Annotated in this window: 14 protein-coding genes, 1 tRNA gene and 1 other RNA gene; 9 read left to right on the top strand and 7 right to left on the bottom strand. The window is 46.5% G+C overall.

The window, feature by feature from the left end; translation table 11 throughout:
• Positions 1-4 precede the first annotated feature (4 nt).
• Positions 5-1534 (top strand): DUF3084 domain-containing protein, encoded by a 1530-nt coding sequence (locus VNK96_02260; protein HWP30538.1) that lies wholly within the window; start codon positions 5-7, stop codon positions 1532-1534.
• A complete protein-coding gene (locus VNK96_02255; protein ID HWP30537.1) occupies positions 1531-1938 on the top strand; it encodes a crossover junction endodeoxyribonuclease RuvC in 408 nt (135 codons plus the stop codon). Before VNK96_02260 ends, VNK96_02255 begins: the two co-directional genes overlap by 4 nt.
• Here VNK96_02255 and VNK96_02250 read toward each other — a convergent pair.
• Together VNK96_02250 and VNK96_02245 are read right to left on the bottom strand one after the other, a co-directional pair.
• The gene (locus VNK96_02250; GenBank protein HWP30536.1) at positions 1909-2589 is read right to left on the bottom strand and encodes a gamma-glutamyl-gamma-aminobutyrate hydrolase family protein; all 681 of its coding nucleotides are present in this window, start codon (positions 2587-2589) and stop codon (positions 1909-1911) included. The two genes, VNK96_02255 and VNK96_02250, sit on opposite strands and share 30 nt — an antisense overlap.
• A 9-nt stretch (positions 2590-2598) precedes the next feature.
• A tRNA-Val gene (locus VNK96_02245) sits at positions 2599-2673 on the bottom strand.
• A gap of 16 nt (positions 2674-2689) precedes the next feature.
• On the opposite strand from VNK96_02245, the gene VNK96_02240 reads away from it, so the two are divergent.
• The gene (locus tag VNK96_02240) at positions 2690-4471 is read left to right on the top strand and encodes a glycoside hydrolase family 2 TIM barrel-domain containing protein (GenBank protein HWP30535.1); all 1782 of its coding nucleotides are present in this window, start codon (positions 2690-2692) and stop codon (positions 4469-4471) included.
• Here VNK96_02240 and VNK96_02235 read toward each other — a convergent pair.
• A complete protein-coding gene (locus VNK96_02235; GenBank protein ID HWP30534.1) occupies positions 4468-5553 on the bottom strand; it encodes an NAD(P)/FAD-dependent oxidoreductase in 1086 nt (361 codons plus the stop codon). The genes VNK96_02240 and VNK96_02235 overlap by 4 nt on opposite strands.
• A 97-nt stretch (positions 5554-5650) precedes the next feature.
• Here VNK96_02235 and nth point away from each other — a divergent pair, with 97 nt between their 5' ends.
• A complete protein-coding gene (gene nth / locus VNK96_02230; protein ID HWP30533.1) occupies positions 5651-6283 on the top strand; it encodes an endonuclease III in 633 nt (210 codons plus the stop codon).
• A 2-nt stretch (positions 6284-6285) separates the two neighbouring features.
• Here the strand turns inward: nth and VNK96_02225 are convergent, their stop codons facing one another.
• The 3 genes from VNK96_02225 to VNK96_02215 all read right to left on the bottom strand — a co-directional run bounded on the left by VNK96_02225 (position 6286) and on the right by VNK96_02215 (position 9728).
• The gene (locus VNK96_02225; protein HWP30532.1) at positions 6286-7305 is read right to left on the bottom strand and encodes a DUF5700 domain-containing putative Zn-dependent protease; all 1020 of its coding nucleotides are present in this window, start codon (positions 7303-7305) and stop codon (positions 6286-6288) included.
• A gap of 45 nt (positions 7306-7350) precedes the next feature.
• An RNA gene (gene rnpB, locus VNK96_02220) (RNase P RNA component class A) lies at positions 7351-7691 on the bottom strand.
• Between the two features lie 756 nt (positions 7692-8447).
• Positions 8448-9728 (bottom strand): replication-associated recombination protein A, encoded by a 1281-nt coding sequence (locus VNK96_02215; protein HWP30531.1) that lies wholly within the window; start codon positions 9726-9728, stop codon positions 8448-8450.
• Between the two features lie 39 nt (positions 9729-9767).
• Here VNK96_02215 and VNK96_02210 point away from each other — a divergent pair, with 39 nt between their 5' ends.
• Complete coding sequence (locus tag VNK96_02210) at positions 9768-11039, top strand: DPP IV N-terminal domain-containing protein (GenBank protein ID HWP30530.1); 1272 nt, start codon at positions 9768-9770, stop codon at positions 11037-11039.
• A gap of 50 nt (positions 11040-11089) precedes the next feature.
• Here the strand turns inward: VNK96_02210 and lexA are convergent, their stop codons facing one another.
• On the bottom strand, positions 11090-11725 hold the full coding sequence (lexA, locus tag VNK96_02205) for a transcriptional repressor LexA (GenBank protein ID HWP30529.1): 636 nt from the start codon (positions 11723-11725) through the stop codon (positions 11090-11092).
• Between the two features lie 150 nt (positions 11726-11875).
• Here lexA and VNK96_02200 point away from each other — a divergent pair, with 150 nt between their 5' ends.
• The 4 genes from VNK96_02200 (at position 11876) to VNK96_02185 (ending at position 17752) form a co-directional block, all read left to right on the top strand.
• Positions 11876-13750, top strand: a complete 1875-nt coding sequence (locus VNK96_02200; protein ID HWP30528.1) for a peptidylprolyl isomerase — start codon at positions 11876-11878, stop codon at positions 13748-13750.
• Positions 13751-13767: 17 nt separating this feature from the next.
• Positions 13768-14412 carry a 16S rRNA (cytidine(1402)-2'-O)-methyltransferase gene (gene rsmI / locus VNK96_02195; GenBank protein HWP30527.1) on the top strand — a complete coding sequence of 215 codons (645 nt, stop codon included), beginning with the start codon at positions 13768-13770 and terminating at the stop codon, positions 14410-14412.
• A gap of 190 nt (positions 14413-14602) precedes the next feature.
• On the top strand, positions 14603-15550 hold the full coding sequence (locus tag VNK96_02190) for a polysaccharide biosynthesis/export family protein (GenBank protein HWP30526.1): 948 nt from the start codon (positions 14603-14605) through the stop codon (positions 15548-15550).
• Between the two features lie 21 nt (positions 15551-15571).
• Positions 15572-17752 (top strand): polysaccharide biosynthesis tyrosine autokinase, encoded by a 2181-nt coding sequence (locus VNK96_02185; protein HWP30525.1) that lies wholly within the window; start codon positions 15572-15574, stop codon positions 17750-17752.
• The last annotated feature ends 8 nt before the right edge of the window (positions 17753-17760 follow it).

Here is a 17760-nt window from a genome sequence, read left to right as displayed (position 1 = left end):
AAGTATGAGCAGTTCATCGGTTTTGTTTTTATCAATGATGATGGCGATGGGCGCATTAGTTGCCTTCTTGGGTGACCTTTTAGGACGTCGAGTAGGCAAAAAGCGCTTGCGTCTTTGGGGTTTGCGTCCGCGACACACGGCGACGATGTTCACGGTAATCGTAGGGGCTATCATTCCTCTTTTGACGGTGTATGGCTTCGTCACGATCAGTGCACCGGCTCGCCAGTGGATTGCGAAAGGGACGCAACTCGTCGCCGAAGTGAACGATTTAACGCGAGAGCGTAATAAACTCGCTACAGAACGGACACAAATCCAACAAGAAGTAGCACAACTTCGCACGCGAGCGGATTCCCTTTCACAAGAAGTGACGATGCGCAAAACAGAAGCGGAAAGCGCTCGTAAAGAACAAAACCGTTTGGAGAATCTCCGAAAAAAGGCGGAAGCGAAAACTGCAGAAGCGAATCGAAAATACGAAGTGGCAAGAACTTCTTTGGCGCGACTCGAAAAACAAGCGGAAGAGTTGGATAAAAAAGTGCATGCTTTACAAGAACAAAATACGACTTTAGCTAATAATCTCGAGGATAAGCAACGAGAATACGAAGATTTGAATCGCTATTCGTTAGAATTAACCCAAGAGATACTTACGAAAGAAAAACAGATCGAAGAAGTGGAAAAAGTCGCGCAAGAGAAAACTAAAGAGGCGCAAGAACTCGACGAGCGCGTGCTTTCTTTAGGCTTGCAAATTACGAGACTTCGTCAAGAAGAACAAGAGCTGAATCGTGCAATCGAATATCTGATGAAACAAATGGAATTGTTGGTAAGGAACATCGAAGCGATTCGACAAAGCCAGTTAATCTTTCATCGTGGAGAAGAGTTGGCGAGGCTGATTATCCCCCCCGGGTTGAATTCCGACGAAGCGCAGATGTATTTAGACGAAGTTCAGAGGATGGCTCATATCGCCGCTTTGGAAAGAGGAGTCAAGCCGGACGAAAACGGCAGAGCGGCGGCTTTAGACAATCGGCTTCGGCGTCTTCCCGATGGAAAATACGTGCAGTACACGGTTCAGGAACAAATCCGCGATATCAAAGAACGCGTGGTGAACGCTCCGCAGGAGATGGTGCTTCTCGCATCGGCATTTTATAACTATTTCAAAGAGGATCAGGAAAACCGACTTCCCGTTCCTTTAGAAATCAGTTTCCACACGAATCGAGTGGTTTACGAGGAGAATCAACTCGTGGCATCCGCAACGATTGACGGTTCGCTTCCTCACGAAAAAATTATCGAGGAAATTACGGAATTCATTACGCGCGACGTCCGAGCACAAGCGGAGCAAAACGGGATGATTCCTGTGAACGGACGTCCCGAATCTTTGGGCTCAGCAACCGCGAAACAACTTTCGGATTTGGCGAATCAAATCCGACGATTACGAAAACAAGTAGTTCTCGAAGCAATCGCATCGAAGCAAACGAAATCCGCAGAGCCTCTCGTGTTAGAATTTCAAATTAAAGCGCAAAGCACTAAAGTAGAAAGATGAAGACGATTTTAGGGATCGACCCGGGCAGCGGGAAATTCGGTTTAGCGGTGGTTCGTGGGGATTCGAAACAGATGGGAATCTTGGCGCGCGGGGTTTTCTCTTTCGATGAATTGCGAAAACAACTCGAGAATTTGCGAAATCAATACGAATTCGATTTCGCTGTCGTGGGAGACGGAACGAATTCTCGCACTGCGCAAGAGTTACTTCGGGAAATCATGCCGAGCATCGCAATTCTCATATTGGACGAGAAAGACACATCCATTCGCGCAAGAGAAAAATATTGGGAAGTTACTCCTCGGAGGGGATGGCGAAGATTCATTCCGAGCAGTTTGCAAGTCCCCCCCGTTGCGATTGACGATTTCGTGGCGGTGATTTTAGCGGAGCGCGCTTTGAGCGTGGAGTGAACAGGCGCTGACGAACGCTTCGAAAAGTTTTCGAGATTCAGACGTGGGAGTTCGTTCGGGATGCCACTGAACACCGATTAAAAACGGATATTCGGGGTGTTCGATTTCTTCGATTGTTCCGTCGTTCGCTGTGGCTGCGATGCGCAAGCCCTTTCCTAAATTGCGAACCCTCTGATGATGAGAGCAGTTAACTGTGATGATTTTTGCATCGAGCACTTTATGAAGAAGGGTATTCGGTTCGATAGCGACTTCTATTTCTTTGTCATTGTCTCCTTCGCGATGCGAGCTGTGTCCCATATCTTGTTCTAAATCACCACCGAACATAACATTCAAAAATTGCATTCCCATGCAAATTCCCAATATGGGTTTCTTTTCGTTCTTTATTTTTTCGAAAACTTTCTTTAGCGCATCGAACCGTTCATGAGATAACAGTTCTTCGCATCCAACGTTTTCTTGTCCGTAGTTTGTCGGGTCTATATCTGGACCTCCCATGATCACGAGCCCGTCCGCAGAAATTCCGATATCCGTCTCTTCACCTATCGGAATCACCTCGGCACCGCATTCTTCGAGGTGTCTTTTATAATTTTCTTCTTTATCGCTCAGTCGCGCGCGAGGGTCTTTCGTAATTGCAAGAAAAATTTTAGGTTTCATGAACTTCCTTGGTGGGCGGTACTGGATTTGAACCAGTGACCCCTTCGGTGTGAACGAAGTGCTCTGCCACTGAGCTAACCGCCCATGCGAAGAATATACCATGGCGGTACACTCGAAAAAAGAGGTGTTTTTCTTTATTCCATTCTTTGCGCTTTTCGAAATGCAAAACCAGACTGCAGAACCCGAACCCGTACTTGCGACACGTTGGGCGAAAGTTGTCTCAGCACAAAGCGTACATGCCGAATATCCAAGACCTCAACTGAAAAGGAGACGCTGGCTCGATCTCAATGGGTCTTGGCAATACGCAATTCGTTCTAAAGACGAGGTTGAACCCCAAAAATGGGATGGGAGAATACTCGTTCCTTTCCCCATAGAATCCTCGTTATCGGGCGTAATGAAACGCGTTAGCGAGAACCAGCGCATATGGTATAGAAGAACTTTCGGTTTGTCTCGTAGTTGGAAGGGGGGGCGAATACTTTTGCATTTCGGAGGTGTAGACTGGGAAACCGATGTGTGGGTGAATGGGAAGAAAGTCGGAAATCACAAGGGTGGGTATGACCCGTTTTCGTTCGATGTAACCGAAGCTTTGCATTGGAATCAGGAGAACGAGATCGTCGTTGCAGTTTGGGACCCTACTGACAAAGGAACCCAGCCTCGGGGAAAACAGGTGCAGAAACCTGGGGGGATTTTTTACACACCCTCGAGTGGAATTTGGCAAACCGTTTGGCTCGAGCCCGTTCCCGAAACCTATATTGCATCGCTTCGGATTACTCCGGATATAGATAAAGAAAAAGTGGTCATAGAAGTTAATACGAATCGTTCGAAACACCAAACGAAGGCATCCGTGAAAGTTTATGATGGAAAACGTCTAATTGTAGAAAAAAACGCATCATGCGATGCCCCCATCGTTTTGAAAATTCCTAAAGCAAAACTCTGGTCACCCGAGTCGCCCTATTTGTATCGTTTGCGCATTTCGCTTTCTTCAGGAGACCATGCAGAAAGTTATTTCGGGATGCGCAAAGTTTCGCTCGGGAAGGACGAAAAAGGCAAAACGCGAATTTTTTTGAACGGTAAGCCTTACTTTATGCTCGGTGTACTCGATCAAGGATTCTTTCCGGACGGAATTTACACTGCGCCGACGGATGAGGCGTTGCGATACGATATCGAGATAGCGAAAAAATTGGGATTCAACACCATTCGAAAACATGTAAAAGTCGAGCCAGCGCGTTGGTATTACTGGTGCGATAAATTGGGAATGCTCGTTTGGCAAGACATGCCGAGCGGAGACCGTTTTATCGGAGTGAACGACCCCGATATTCGACGGAGTTCGGAATCTGCGAAACAATTCGAAAAAGAATTGAAGGCGATGGTGGAATCTTTATACAATCATCCCTCTGTCGTGATGTGGGTGATCTTTAACGAAGGCTGGGGTCAATTCGATACTGCGCGAATCGCAAAATGGGTGAAACGTCTCGACGGGACGAGATTGGTAAACACTGCCAGCGGATGGGTGGATAGGGGAGTCGGGGATGTATTGGATATTCACGATTATCCGGGTCCCTCCGCTCCGCCCCCCCAAAAGAATCGAGCGAGTGTGTTAGGAGAATTCGGGGGATTGGGCTTTCGCGTTATGGGTCACACATGGAGCGGAGAAGGATGGGGATATAAAACTTTCGATTCGGAAAAAGAATATACGGAAGCGTTCATAACTCTTTTGAAACAACTGCAAAACCTAAAAGAAAACCATAGCCTCTCCGCTGCTATTTATACGCAAATCACAGACGTGGAAACGGAAATCAACGGAATTCTTACCTACGACCGAGCAAAGATAAAAGGAGATGCTTCACTCCTGCGAAAAGAGATAGTTAGGCTGCGGGATTAGTAGTCGAGAAAAAATTCTTTGAAATAGCGACGATTCTCGGGAAGTGAACCCTGGAAATGTCGAACCGCGAAAGGATATAGAAACTTCATCCAACTCGCGTTGCCGTAATATTTTCGAAACACTTCGAGAGCATCCGTACTTTCGAACATTTCAAAGTAACGCTCATAGGAATTTCGTTGAATTCTTTCGAAGAGCCAGCGGCAAACGAGCAAACGCTGGATTTTAGGGAGAAGTTTTTTTCGAAATTCTTTTCGATAGTCTTTGTTTTCTACAAGGCATTTCGCGGCGAGATAACCGGATTCCATCGCAAACCAAAGCCCGAACCCCCATAAGGCGTCCTGTGCGCCGGAGCATTCGCCTACACGGAGTTGCCCCCCCATGGTCGGAGTAGCGTCGAACGGAATTCCTGCTCCACCGAAAGTAGTGGCTTCTTCGATGTCGAACTTTCGAATACTTTGAAATGCTTCGATTGCATTTTTCAAGTAATCGTTCGCTTTTTTGAATTCTTCCGTCAGCATGACGGCTAATGTAGCCTCCTTTTCGTGCACGAGAAGATAAGCATATGCTTTCGGAGCGATTTCGGGGTCTACGATGCACATTGCGATATCCGGCATATCCGTTCGAAACTGAATTCCTTTGGCAATCGCTTTTGCCGAAGTCGGACCGATTCCGACTATTGCACCAGGGGGGGCTTGCGCTACAGGATCGTTGTAAGATATTCGAACTCCTAATTCTATCGCTTGCCATGCAAGTTTGGCATCCAACGAATCGGGGTGATTTCCTCTCCTCACGAGATAGAAAAGAGGCTCGCGAGAACGTACGGGATGTACTTTTCTTTTCGGGCTTATATAGAGAACTTCGAACACGGGACGAAGCAAAAAATCCGCACGTATGCCTAAACCCTTCAGCACTTCTTTTGCGTCTTCTTTGTGACTCCAATTGTCGAGACCTTGAAATCCATGGTGTCGCATTCCCGGGGCTTTTCTTTTTTCCCTCACACGCACCTCGAAACCTTTCGTGGCGAGATGTATCGCTGCTGTCAAGCCCGATGGCCCTGCTCCGATGATTTGGATTTCGGACACTTTATTATTTCCTTTAGGCTCTTTGTATTGTACAACACTTTTTTATAAGGCTCGTGGTTCGAAAGACAGGCATGTTATAATTTTTATGGAGGTTACGATGGATGCGAAGAGCCGAGTCAAAGAAGTTCTAAAAAGGTTGAAAAAGGAATATCCGGGAGCGAAAACAGCGCTCGATTTTCGAACTCCGTTCGAGCTTTTAGTCGCAACGATCCTCTCTGCCCAAACGACCGATGCGCATGTGAACAAAGTAACGGAGTCGCTATTCAAAAAATATAAGAGCGTGCGAGATTATGCAGAAGCTCCACTCTCCGAATTGCAAAAAGACATCAGTTCGATTAACTTTTATCGCAACAAAGCCAAAAGCATTCAAGCTTGCGCGAAAGCGATTCTGGAAAAATTCAATGGGCAAGTTCCGAAAACCATAGAAGAGTTGACCACTCTTCCCGGTGTAGGGCGAAAAACTGCGAACATCGTTCTTTTCAATGCATTCGGAATCAACGAGGGGATTGGTGTGGATACTCATGTAATGCGTCTTTCGCAGCGATTAGGGCTTACGAAACAAAAAGACCCGGAAAAAATCGAACAAGACCTCATGGCGATTACGCCGAAAAAAGATTGGGGGAATCTGACGAATCTATTGATTCTTCATGGCAGACGCGTTTGCGTTGCGAAAAAACCTAAACACGACCAATGCGTGCTCCGCGACATTTGTCCGTCGAGAGATATATAAGTTTATACTTGCTCCCCTTCGAATTTTTTGACCAACGACTCGGAAAATAGCGGCTGTTTTCGTTTCAATTTCTTCGCGGCGTCGTTGTAAGTCGATAAAAGTATTCTCGGATCCGAAAAGCATTCTATTAATTTAGCGCGTCCGAATGCGTCTTCTATGGTTACAGCGATAAGATAACCAACGGTATACCATGGCCCTAATAGTCCAAAAAATTCATAGCCTTTCTTTTGCACTTCCTCTTTGTTCCATTTTCCTTTGAATACGCCATCGAAAAAGTCCTCGAGAGTTTTCATGTCCCTATATACGTTAGCGTAATTCCTAATCCACGCGTACCGAACATCTCGTCGAAAATATCCGTAAGGGTTGCCCTTTTTCCCTTCGCTTTGGGCTAAGACCGCAAAACCTTCTCCAAAAGCGCTGAGCCACATGAAAGCATTACGAGTTTCCTCTGTTTGTTTGCTGAGCCATTCTTTGAATTCTTTATTCGGGCAGGAGTTCGCATATCCGATATGATGAAATTCGTGAGTTATTGTCGCATCGAACTCTTCCGGGCTCATAGTTGTGTCCAAGTAAAGCATCACGGCAGGATTGTTCTGGAGATCCCAAACGAAACTGTTCGTTTGCGGTTTGATAAGAAGGATGACTTTCGCTTTAATCTTAGTGTCTTTCGGTAGATAGGCAAGTGCTTTTTGCGCAGCAAGCATAAGATTGCACTTTTTCCATGTTTCGAGAGTTTTTCGCAAGGCCTTCTTTCGTGAAATCAGAGATTCGGATAGAACGAATTTTTGAAAATCTTCTTCGGTGAAGGAGCGCCCAATGCTTTCTTCTCTCTCTTTCAATCGCGTATACCCCTCGGAGAAAAACAAATTGTCCCAATCTCGTTGCGTTATCTCGATCCCCCTCTCACGTTTCTCTAATATAGCTAAAACGCTTTCAGCCTCGTCGGTTACGAAGGAAACCTCGATAAACTTTTCTGATTGAGGAAAAGAAAGAAGCAACAATAACGCAGTTGCTGAAAACATCTTTTACTATGTTAACGCATTGCGAGGAAATCAATGCATAAAAAAGATTGGAGTCGGTCTATAAGCCGGGTTCTGTATTTGTGTGGCGATCTATCTGGGTCTCGATTCGCACCGAGACTCGTGCGGCTTACCCGAAGGGACAGCGGGCAACTGTATTCCCTTCCTATTCAGCCTTGCTCCAGGCGGGGTTTGCACGGCAGTCTCGTTTCCGAGACTCCGGTGAGCTCTTACCTCACCATTTCACCCTTACCTCGACTTCATCGAGGCGGTATGTTTCTGTTGCACTTTCCGTCGAATCGCTTCGCCCAGGAGTTACCTGGCGCCTTGCCCTGTGGAGCCCGGACTTTCCTCCCCGATTGAATCGGGGCCGCCACCCGACCGACTCCATAACACTATAACGCTTTGCGCGGTCGTTTTGTAACCAGTTTCACGGCAAAATATATTAATCGCTCACTGTGGTCAGGTTTGTGGAAAAGTATGCGGAAAACTATGCTGAAAAGCCGTAGATAACACACTTTCCGCTAAATAAAAAAGCGAAAATTCTTTGTCGCATTTCAAAAAATCTGTGATACAGTAGGAATTGGAGGCTGTTGCCTTTCTGATAAAAGCATCTCGACGCAAGTCGAGAAAAACGGCTAAGCGAGAAAAAGCCGCAGTTCGGGAAACCGAACTAAAGACTTCGAATTGCAAGCCGTAATCGGTGAAAACCGAAATGCGGAATCAGAAAAGGTGCAGCCTCCAAAAAGAGGCTTCCGTCTGAAAGAGTTGTCTCGATGATGAATCGGGACAGAGCGCACTCCAAAAGCCGCAATAATCCGGAACAACCGGATGAGCACATTGAGATTCTCGATGTCGAATGCGACATATGAGGAGAAACGGGCAAAGAGGTTCGCCGAAATGCCCGAAGACGTTCAGTAAAAAACGCTGCTACAAAAGACGGAGCCTCTTTCTCTTTTTATGTCGGTGGTTGGTTTTTTATAAAAAAGAAGGAAAAAAAAAGAAAAATACATTATCATTTTGTGTTCGATAAAGAATAAAACCCCCTCCTTATAGGTTCCCCCTGCTTCGCAAGGGGACCGGACTGAGAAAAAAAGTTTTAGACGATGCCTCAACTGCTCCTTGCGAGAAATTTTACAAAATATTTATCGTTCTTCGGGATTTCCTAATGAATCCAGAAATTCTTTGATTTTCTTTTCGTAACCTTTCGGAATCGGGATGTAATACGGCAAGGACAAACCGTGGTTTTCGGCTAAATACGACTGCTTCACCCATCCGCCGTAATCATGCGGATATAAATATTCTGTTTCCGGTTTGCCTTCGACTTTTTCTTCGATCATTTTGCTATAAGTGTCTCGCAAATGAAAAGGAACTGGGGGGGCAGGTTTCTTTTCCAAGTCTTCCAATGCGCGTTTGATTGCCAAATAACATGAATTCGATTTCGGAGATGCTGCCAAAAAAATCGTCGCTTGCGCTAAAGTCAATTGCGCCTCCGGCATCCCGATTCGCTCGACCACGTGGAACGCTGTCATCGCAATCAATAAAGCCATGGGCTCGGCGTTTCCGATATCCTCACTCGCCAATATCACCAAACGTCTCGCAATGAAGCGTGGATCTTCGCCGGCTTGTATCATGCGCGCGAGATAGTGCAATGCCGCATCCACATCACTTCCTCTTACGGATTTTATAAAAGCGGAAATCACATCATAATGCAAATCCTGTTTGCCGTCGTAGCGAACGAGCGGACGGTTCATTGCTTTGGAAACGTCATCCGCTTCGATTTTCTTTCGTGGGTGTGCTATTTGTGCCGATAATTCGAGAGCATTCAAAGCGACTCTTGCATCACCATTTGCCCATCTTGCGAGCAAGTGCAAAGCATCGTCGGAGCATTCTAAATTCAATGTGCTCAGGGCGCGCCGAACTATTTTTATAATATCTTCCTCTCGCAAAGGCTTTAAAATCAAAATCCGACATCGAGAAAGCAAGGGCGATGCCAAACTGAAGGTTGGATTTTCGGTAGTAGCGCCGATAAGTGTAATCGTTCCATCCTCGATATATCCCAATAAAGCGTCTTGTTGTGTCCTTGTGAAATGGTGAATCTCGTCGAGAAAAAGTATCGTTTTTTTCTTGCGCAGTTTCGCTGCTTTAGCAATCTGCCGAATTTCTGCGATCCCGCATGCGACTGCGCTACGATGCTCGATATGCGCATCCTCTTGTTTTGCAATTAAATATCCCAGCGTCGTCTTTCCACAGCCGGCGGGACCCCACAGAATCACAGAACCGAGAGCATGTGCTTCGATTGCTTTTCGAATCGGTGAGCCCTCACCGACGATATGCTCTTGCCCTACGAATTCGTCGAAAGTTTTGGGACGAATGCGGGCGGCGAGAGGCATGTAAGCCGATTCCTGTTCTTCGAACAAAGGCATTCTCTTTCAGAATACCAGCGGGTAACGTAAACTGGAAACGTGAACAGACTTACTCTAAGAGCGCTCATCATCGTCGCCATTGCCGGGCTTTTGGGTGCGGTTTATTATTACGTTCGCTCGCGTTCGTCGACGCTCTCTTTGGTGGACATTCCTCCCGTTAGAAGCGCGGGTTATGTTGTCGCAATCCGACAAATGGAAAACGGGAACGGAAGACTCGTTGCAATAGCACCAGACGGCACGTTTAGGGAACCGGAAAGTACTTCGGAAAATGACGACCAAACCCCGATATGGAAAACGGATGGTAAGAGAGTGTTTTTCATTAGCAATCGAACATCCGATGGTTCTTATCAACTTTTCGAATGGTTGCCAGACAGAGACAACGAACCTAAACAACTTACTCCGAACGGGGCATCGCGATCTCATCCATGGGCGCATCCGAAGGGGGGGTTCGTCGTCTTGACGAGCAGGGGAAACGTTTTCAAGTTTACATATCCTGCTTTAAAAATGCTTTCGCTATTCCCCCCCGGAGCCATCGTGGAGGAGACGCCTGGTATGGAAAGGGGAATGGAGCAAACGGAGGAGACGCGCCGTTCGCATCAAGACGATTTAATCATAAAAGCATGGAACGAACTTTCTCAATTGTTAGAGGGTGAGGCTTTTACAGAAGGATACGTGGATATTACAGAAAAATATTTCGTAGGAATTTACATGACTGCGAGGGCGCGAGCCCTGGTCGTGCAGAATCTCGAACCGTCGAGCGAACAGGATATCCCTGCGCATGTTCCGCTGGCAGGTGAAACGGTAGAAGTATGTTTGGATTCGAACTCGCCTAGAGCAATCGTCAACGTCGTTGATTTTCAGTATCCGATTCTCTCCCAGATACCTCCCGAGAAAATCAAACCGGGGGGGAAAGTCGAAAAGGATTTCGCTTCTGCCATTCTCGTCTTTTCTCTCGACGGGAAAGAGGCACCGTATCCTATTTTTCTGGATAAGGAAGGGAACGTCGCGATGGCGGGAATTTCGCTTTCTCCGTCTGGAGATGAGCTCGCAATGGTTGTTTTACGGAAGCAAAAAGACGCTTGGGTTCCGCAAGGGCTACTCGTTGCCCCTGTAAAACCGGGGGGGATTTCCGAAGCGAGACGAATTGCAGAGGGAGCTATCGAGGATCCTTCTTGGTCTCCTGACGGGGCAAAGTTGATTTATGTAAAGAATGGCGATATTTATACGATAAATCGTGATGGCTCCAAAGAAACAAACATCACAAAGGGAAAAGGCAAATTTTCCCATCCTTCCTTCAGCCCGCAACAATGATAAAGTCTATTGAATGTGATCCGAAGTTGAGAAAAGAAAATCCGTCTTGTTTAAAAGGAAATGCCCTCGTAATCCCTCAATAGTCCGATGACTTTTCCGATGATGGTTACATCCGAAGCAGGAACGACAATCGGCTGATAAGCGGGATTACTCGGCATGAGTCGGATATAGGGGCGGTCGAAAAAGATCCGTTTTACAGTTGCTTCGCCATCTATAAGAACTGCCACCAAATCGCCATTCGAAGCGACTTTTTGAGGCTTGATGATGACCAAATCCCTCGGGAAGATTCCCTCGCTCGACATGGAGTCCCCTCGAATGCGAAGGAGGAAAGCACCTTTGATCTTTCTCACCATTCCTATCGGAACCGGGATTATCTGTTCGATGTTCTCTTCCGCCAGGATTGGGGTACCCGCGGCGATATTTCCTAATAGGGGAAGCATCCTTACATTCCGTATGGGGCTATAGAAGGGGTGAATTACTTGAATGGAACGAGGAGTGCTGTTTCTTTCGATTATTCCCTTGCGTTTGAGGGCATCCAGGTGAACCGTTACGCCTCGAAGGCTGCCAATCCTGAAGTGGCTCCCGATTTCTCGAATAGATGGGGGGTATCCTTTCTCGTTCGTGAAATCCACGATAAAGTTTAGGACTTCCTCTTGGCGCTTAGTCAGTTTCGGAATTGGTTCCATTTTATGATTCCTCCCAAGAATGTATATCAATGTATACCGCAAATTTGTCTACCTGTCAATACTCCTTGGGGTGGAAAAGGCCTACATGTCATAATATTTACTCCCGAGCCCAAGGTAAACCAGCCGGGCTCGCTTTTTAGGAAATAAACCGTGTCCATTACGAAAATCCGCAACTTCATGCCTGCGACATGCGGGATAGTTTTCGGCGTTGTCGTCGTCGTCGCTCTGGTTGTAGGGATGTTTTTAGCGCCGGGGCAGAGAGCAATCAACCCTGACTGGGGGAATACCCCGGCTGCATTCAAAGTCGGGGATTACGAAGTGACGGAAGGCGAAATCGGGGCTCTAATACGCGCTGAAGAATCTCGCTTCGCTGGGAAAATCCCTACTCCTTTCGACACTTTATCTGGGCATACAAGAGCGCTAATCAATGCAATCGACCGGGCGATTATCTTTCGAATGTTAGAAGACGAAGGTATAGATTTCGACCCCAATGATATCGAACAAATTAAAGACGTAGCGTTGAAAAAGGCAAAAGAAGAGTTTGACGAGCAGATGCTCTATGTAGAAATCACGCTAAAAAGCCAAATCAGAGACCAAGAGCGTGAACTCGAAAAAATAAAAAAAGAAAAAGGAGCAAACAGCAAAGAGGCGAAAGAGGCAGAACAAAAACTAAAAGACCTCCGTGAAATGACCGTAGCCCAAATGTTCAAGCAACAAACAGGGATGACACCGGAGCAAGCATTCTCTTTCGTCTCCCAAAATAGACTCGCAGAACTTTCTTCGGAAGATATTCGCCAAACAAAACTCAAAGAACTCGCACAATGGCTGATTGAAAATAAATATGCAGCGGATGTGGATACTTCCGAAGAAGCGATCCGCAAGAGTTACGACTTTTTCACGTATCAAGAACTTCTCATATCGAAAGCGAACAACCCAGACCCCATTAAAAAAGCGGAGGACGTTCTAAAGCGAATCCGCGAGGGAATGGATTTCGGTACTGCTGTAGCACAGTTTTCGGATAGAGAACCCGCTCCGAACCAAAAGCCTGAAGAAGCAGGAACGTTAACTTTCGACCGTCTCACAATCGAAACGAATGGTCTTGCCGATCCGCTCTTTCATTTGAAACCAGGAGAAATCTCGGGCGTAATTCCTCGACCGGAGGGGGCTGCTATATACCGATTAGTGAAAATCGAACCTAAAATCCCCCCCAATTTCGACAGCATCAAAAACATTCGAGCGGCACAAATGAGGAAATACCTCAAAATGTCGAAATTTGCGCGCAATTTCGAAGCGAGACTGAAAAACACGAAATTCGAATGGGTGAATCCTGCATATAAAGTGCTTTACGATTATGATGGATTGCGACGAGGAGAGAGATTTCAGAGTTTACAAGGCGCTCAGAAGCGCGATGAGCGAATCGCAGCATATCGAGAAGTTTTAAACCAAGCAAAAGAGTTGCTTGGAAAATATCCCGACTTAATGGCGCCTGTGCTTTATGCATGTCTGAGTCAAATCGACATCGAAACTCCTCCCGGAACAGAAAAAGAAAAACTCAAAGAAGAAAAACTCCAAGTCTATGCGGAAATCTCTCAATACATACCGAGTCCCGTTTTTCGTTTCGAGTATGTGAATTTGCTCTTGGAGGCAAAAAAAGGTGATGCTGCTTTAGAGCAATTGCTCGAGATCATCCGATCCGCTTACGATCCGACAGAAGAAAACAAAGCCCTCATCACGCAAGTTGAACAATTGCTCCCACGTGCTACAAACTACGCAAAAAAGGATTCGCCACTCATTGCGGAAATCCAAAAAGAACTCAAACAATGGAAAGAAAACGAGGCAGAGAAAAAACGCATGGAAGCGGAAGCCGCGAAACGACTCGAAGAAGAGCGCAAGAAAGCAGAAGAAGAGCGCAAGAAAGCAGAAGAGGAAGCGAAAAAGCAGGAAGCGAAGAAGCAACCCGAGAAGGCGAAAACTCCGCCGAAGCCTACTTCAGCTCCTCCGAAAGAAAGCAGCAAGGGAAATTAGTTCTCGTTTCTACACCTATCGGAAACCTTCAAGACCTTTCCCCGCGTGCTCTGCATGCTTTGCAAACATCGGATGTGATTGCGGCTGAAGATACGAGGGTTACCGCAAAAATCCTTTCCTCATTCGGTTTCAAGACGCCACTGATTCGAGCCGATGAGCATACGCTTCCTCGCATCCTCGACAAATTGCTCGAACGAATCGAAAATGGAGAAGTAGTTGCTTACGTTACGGATGCAGGAACACCCGTAATTAGCGATCCAGGCGCGGAACTCGTTGACAGGGCGTTAGAAGGGGGGATCAAAGTAGAGGTTATTCCAGGTCCTTCAGCAGTAACGGCAGCTTTGGCGATCAGTGGGTTCTTCGCGCAACGGTTCGTCTTTTTCGGATATCTGCCACGCAGCCCTGCTGGAATCCGGAGGGAATTATCTCCTTACTCCGAATCCACGTTCACCCTCGTCTTCTTCGAGGCACCCACAAGGGTGAAGAAAACTCTAAATGCAGCATTCGAGACTCTCGGAGAACGGAGGGTGGCGATTTGTAGGGAACTAACTAAGGTCCACGAGGAGGTGATTCGCGGAAACCTCTCGGATTTGGCACGAGGCTTGCGGGAACTTCGTGGGGAGATAACTGTTGTAATAGAAGGAAAACGCAGGCATTTCTAAGGCATATGGCATAGAAATTCGGAGTCAACTCGTCTAATGAACTCGAAAGAAAGTGAGACGAACCGATTATTCCCTTAGAATGTCGTGCTAAAATAAATGCCAGTAGCAGCGCGGTGGAACGTTCCGGGTGCCCTTACTCCAGGGGTAGACGATAGGGAAGTAAACTACCGTGACTGCCTGGAGAGGTCCGATGAGAAACCTATTTAAAAAAACGTATAAAGCAACGCTTTTCTTGATTATTTTTGTTTGCTCGGTATCTGTTTTAGCACAGGCAGATTTGCGAAGCTACCGCCTCCAACCGGAAGATATCATTGCTATCCGTGTCTATAACGAGCAAGATTTATCCCTGGATGCTCAAGTGGGGATGGACGGAACGATTAGTTATCCTTTTTTGGGTTTTATCAAGGTTGCAGGGAAAACCGTCTCGGAGGTTCAAAACTATATTCGAAATGAACTCATCGCCCAGGGATACTACAAAGACCCCAAGGTTAGTGTCAACATCATTCGGTTTCGTGTTCTTCGCGCCAGTGTAGTAGGCATAGCCCAAAAGCCAGGACAATACGAATTCAAACCAGGTGATAGATTGCTCTCTTTATTGGCTCAGGCGGGTGGAGTCGTTCCCGGTCGGTCGCAATTGAAACGAGCGACTCTCATTCGTAGGGGAAGTGTTGAACAAGTTCCGATAGACTTGAAAGCAATGCTCGAGCGTGGCGATCTTTCCCAAAACTATGAATTGCAAGATGGTGACGTTCTGAACATTCCGGAAGACACCATGAACAAAGTAAACGTCATAGGGGCTGTGGCAACACCGAGAACTATCGAGTGGCGGGAAAATATGACTCTGGCAGATGCAATTTCGAGCGCTGGTGGGGAAATCCCTTATAAGACAAAACTTTCGGCTGTGCAGATTCAAAGGGTAGACCCTTCTCAGCCGGGAGGATATTACAGTTTCCGAGTTAATTTTATTAAGTTTTTGAAAGATAATGATTTTTCGCAAAATCCCTTTTTGGAGCCAGGAGATGTCGTTTACGTCCCTTCGACTTCAACCCCAGATTTCAACCGTCTCAGCCAAGTTGCAAACATCGTTTTCGTTATCCAAAGTATCACGCAAAGGAACTTCTTCTTCAAACCGTTCTAATGATATAGGAGGTCATATTATATGGGTCGTGGAAAATTCTTAAGATCACTAAGACTACGATGGTGGATGCTTTTTCTTATCGTCGTTCCCATCACTTTAGGAACGTTCGTGTATTCGGAGTTTATTGTCCCCACCCTTTATGAAGGCTTTATTACTGTTGCGGACCGACGCGACATAGATATCAATATTCCTCCGATTTATCCCGACCAAGCATTTGGCAGAGGCGTGAACGAACAAGAAATTCGCGTTATTAACCTTGCGAATACCGTCGGTTCTTATTCTGTATTGAAAGCGGCATTCGATGAACTCGTTCAGAGGAGGATAAAAGACGCAGGAACGGTTTCCGAAAGACGTTTCTTCCGCGATGTAGAGATTGTTCCTCTTCGAGGTTCCGAATTTCTTTCTGTAAGTTATATCGGAAAAAATCTCGAAGAATCGAAAATCGTGATTGAAACGATTCGCGACAAACTGCTTCATCACTACTCGAACCTCAACTACCAAGTTGCAGAAAGACATGTTCGGTTTATAGAAGAACAACTTAACGAGCAAAAGGCTATCTACGAGAAAAAACTCCAAGAGCAAAAAGAATTCATGGAGATGTATCCCCAAGCAGCGGGGTTCGAAGTGAATACGAGCGGACTCGTTGCTCGATACAACGCCGCGCGAGCGAACTTGATGGAGGCATTAAAGAATGAAGCGGTAGCAGCAGCATCTCTCGCTCATGCGCGATCCTGGGCGGGAAGACCCGAAACAGAGCCCGTGGAATTAGTTGCCAACAATCCCAACCCTATTTATAACGACATTTTGGGTCGAATTAAAAATACGGAAACCGCACTTGAAGTTTTACAAGAGCGATACGGTCCGAATCACCCTTCTGTTATCCAAGCAAAACAAACCCTCGAAAGTGACCGAAAACTTTTATCGGAAACACCGAAATATTTCGTAACCTCATCGAATCCCGAAGTTGGTCAATTGGAATCGGAGCGTATTCGTAACGTTTATACTTCTCAACAAGCGTTGAGCGCTGCACGTGCAGAAGTTGCACGTTCGAGAAAAGAAGTCGCAGAACTCCAAGCAGAATTAGACCGCTTGCCCGTGATACAAAAAGAACTCACACGTTTAAATGCCGAGATTCGCGCTCAAGCGGAAACCGTTACGAACTTAGCAGAAAAGGTCGAAGAGGCGAGAATCCGTGCAAAACAACATGAAATTCGAGGACTTTATTTCCTGGATGACCCTCAAGTAAAAGAAGTGGATAGAAGAACAGTGTTAAAAACTTTAATTGCCTTTTTCTTGTCCTCCGTAGTCGCGATTTCATTGATTGCGAGTTTAGGACAGTTCGACCAATCTACTTACACCCCGTTGGAAGCGGAAAACAGTTTGGGATTCCCAGTGCTTGCTGCTTTGCCTCGCAGTGGGCAGCAAAGAATCAATCCTGAACTCGAAGCCCCCACCCCTCTCGCTGCGAGTTATCAGATTCTTTCTACGCAACTCATGGCGATAAAAGAAAAACTCAACGGTCCGGGGGTTTTGGTCGCTGCGGCTGAACCTAATTCTGGGCGTTCGACTGTAGCTGCAAATTTGGCGATAAGCTTGGCACGCGACGGGTCGAGAGTACTTTTAATAGATGCCGATTTGCGCTCTCCGAGTTTGCATGAACATTTCGGATTAGAAAATCGCGCAGGTCTTGCAGAAGTTCTCACCGGTCAAGCCTCTCTCGAACAAGTTGTACAGGCAACGGGTGTGGAAGGACTTCTTTTCTTAGCCGCAGGACAGCCACCCGTCAATCCTGTTCGCCTTTTCCACAGCGAAGCCATGGAGCAACTGATTGAACAAATCAGCAAAGGCGTAGATTTCGTGATATTCGACAGCCCATCCGGAAGCACGTTTGGCGATAGTTTAGTTTTGGCAGAGTTAGTTCAAAACGTAATCCTTGTTCACGAAGCCGGTCGCCCCGCTTCTATGGCGGAATACGATTTCCATAAGAGTTTAGAGAGAATGAACGTGAATATCATCGGTATGGTGCTCAACAAAACCAGACTCGAGGATTCGCCTTCGTTCCAGCATTATCGTCGCAACTACGCTTCTGCAATCAGCCGCTATCATCCTACAGCGGCGAGAGCAGCGCTCACAGCGGGACAAAAGAAACTTACGGACAAACCGAAGCAATACGGAAGACCCGGTGGCGACGAAGAGGAATAAACCTTTAG

The sequence above is a fragment of the Fimbriimonadales bacterium genome, assembly GCA_035559795.1.
Lineage (GTDB): Bacteria > Armatimonadota > Fimbriimonadia > Fimbriimonadales > ATM1 > DATMAR01.
Note: the sequence above shows the minus strand (reverse complement) of the source record. Positions and strands in the feature narration are given on the sequence as shown.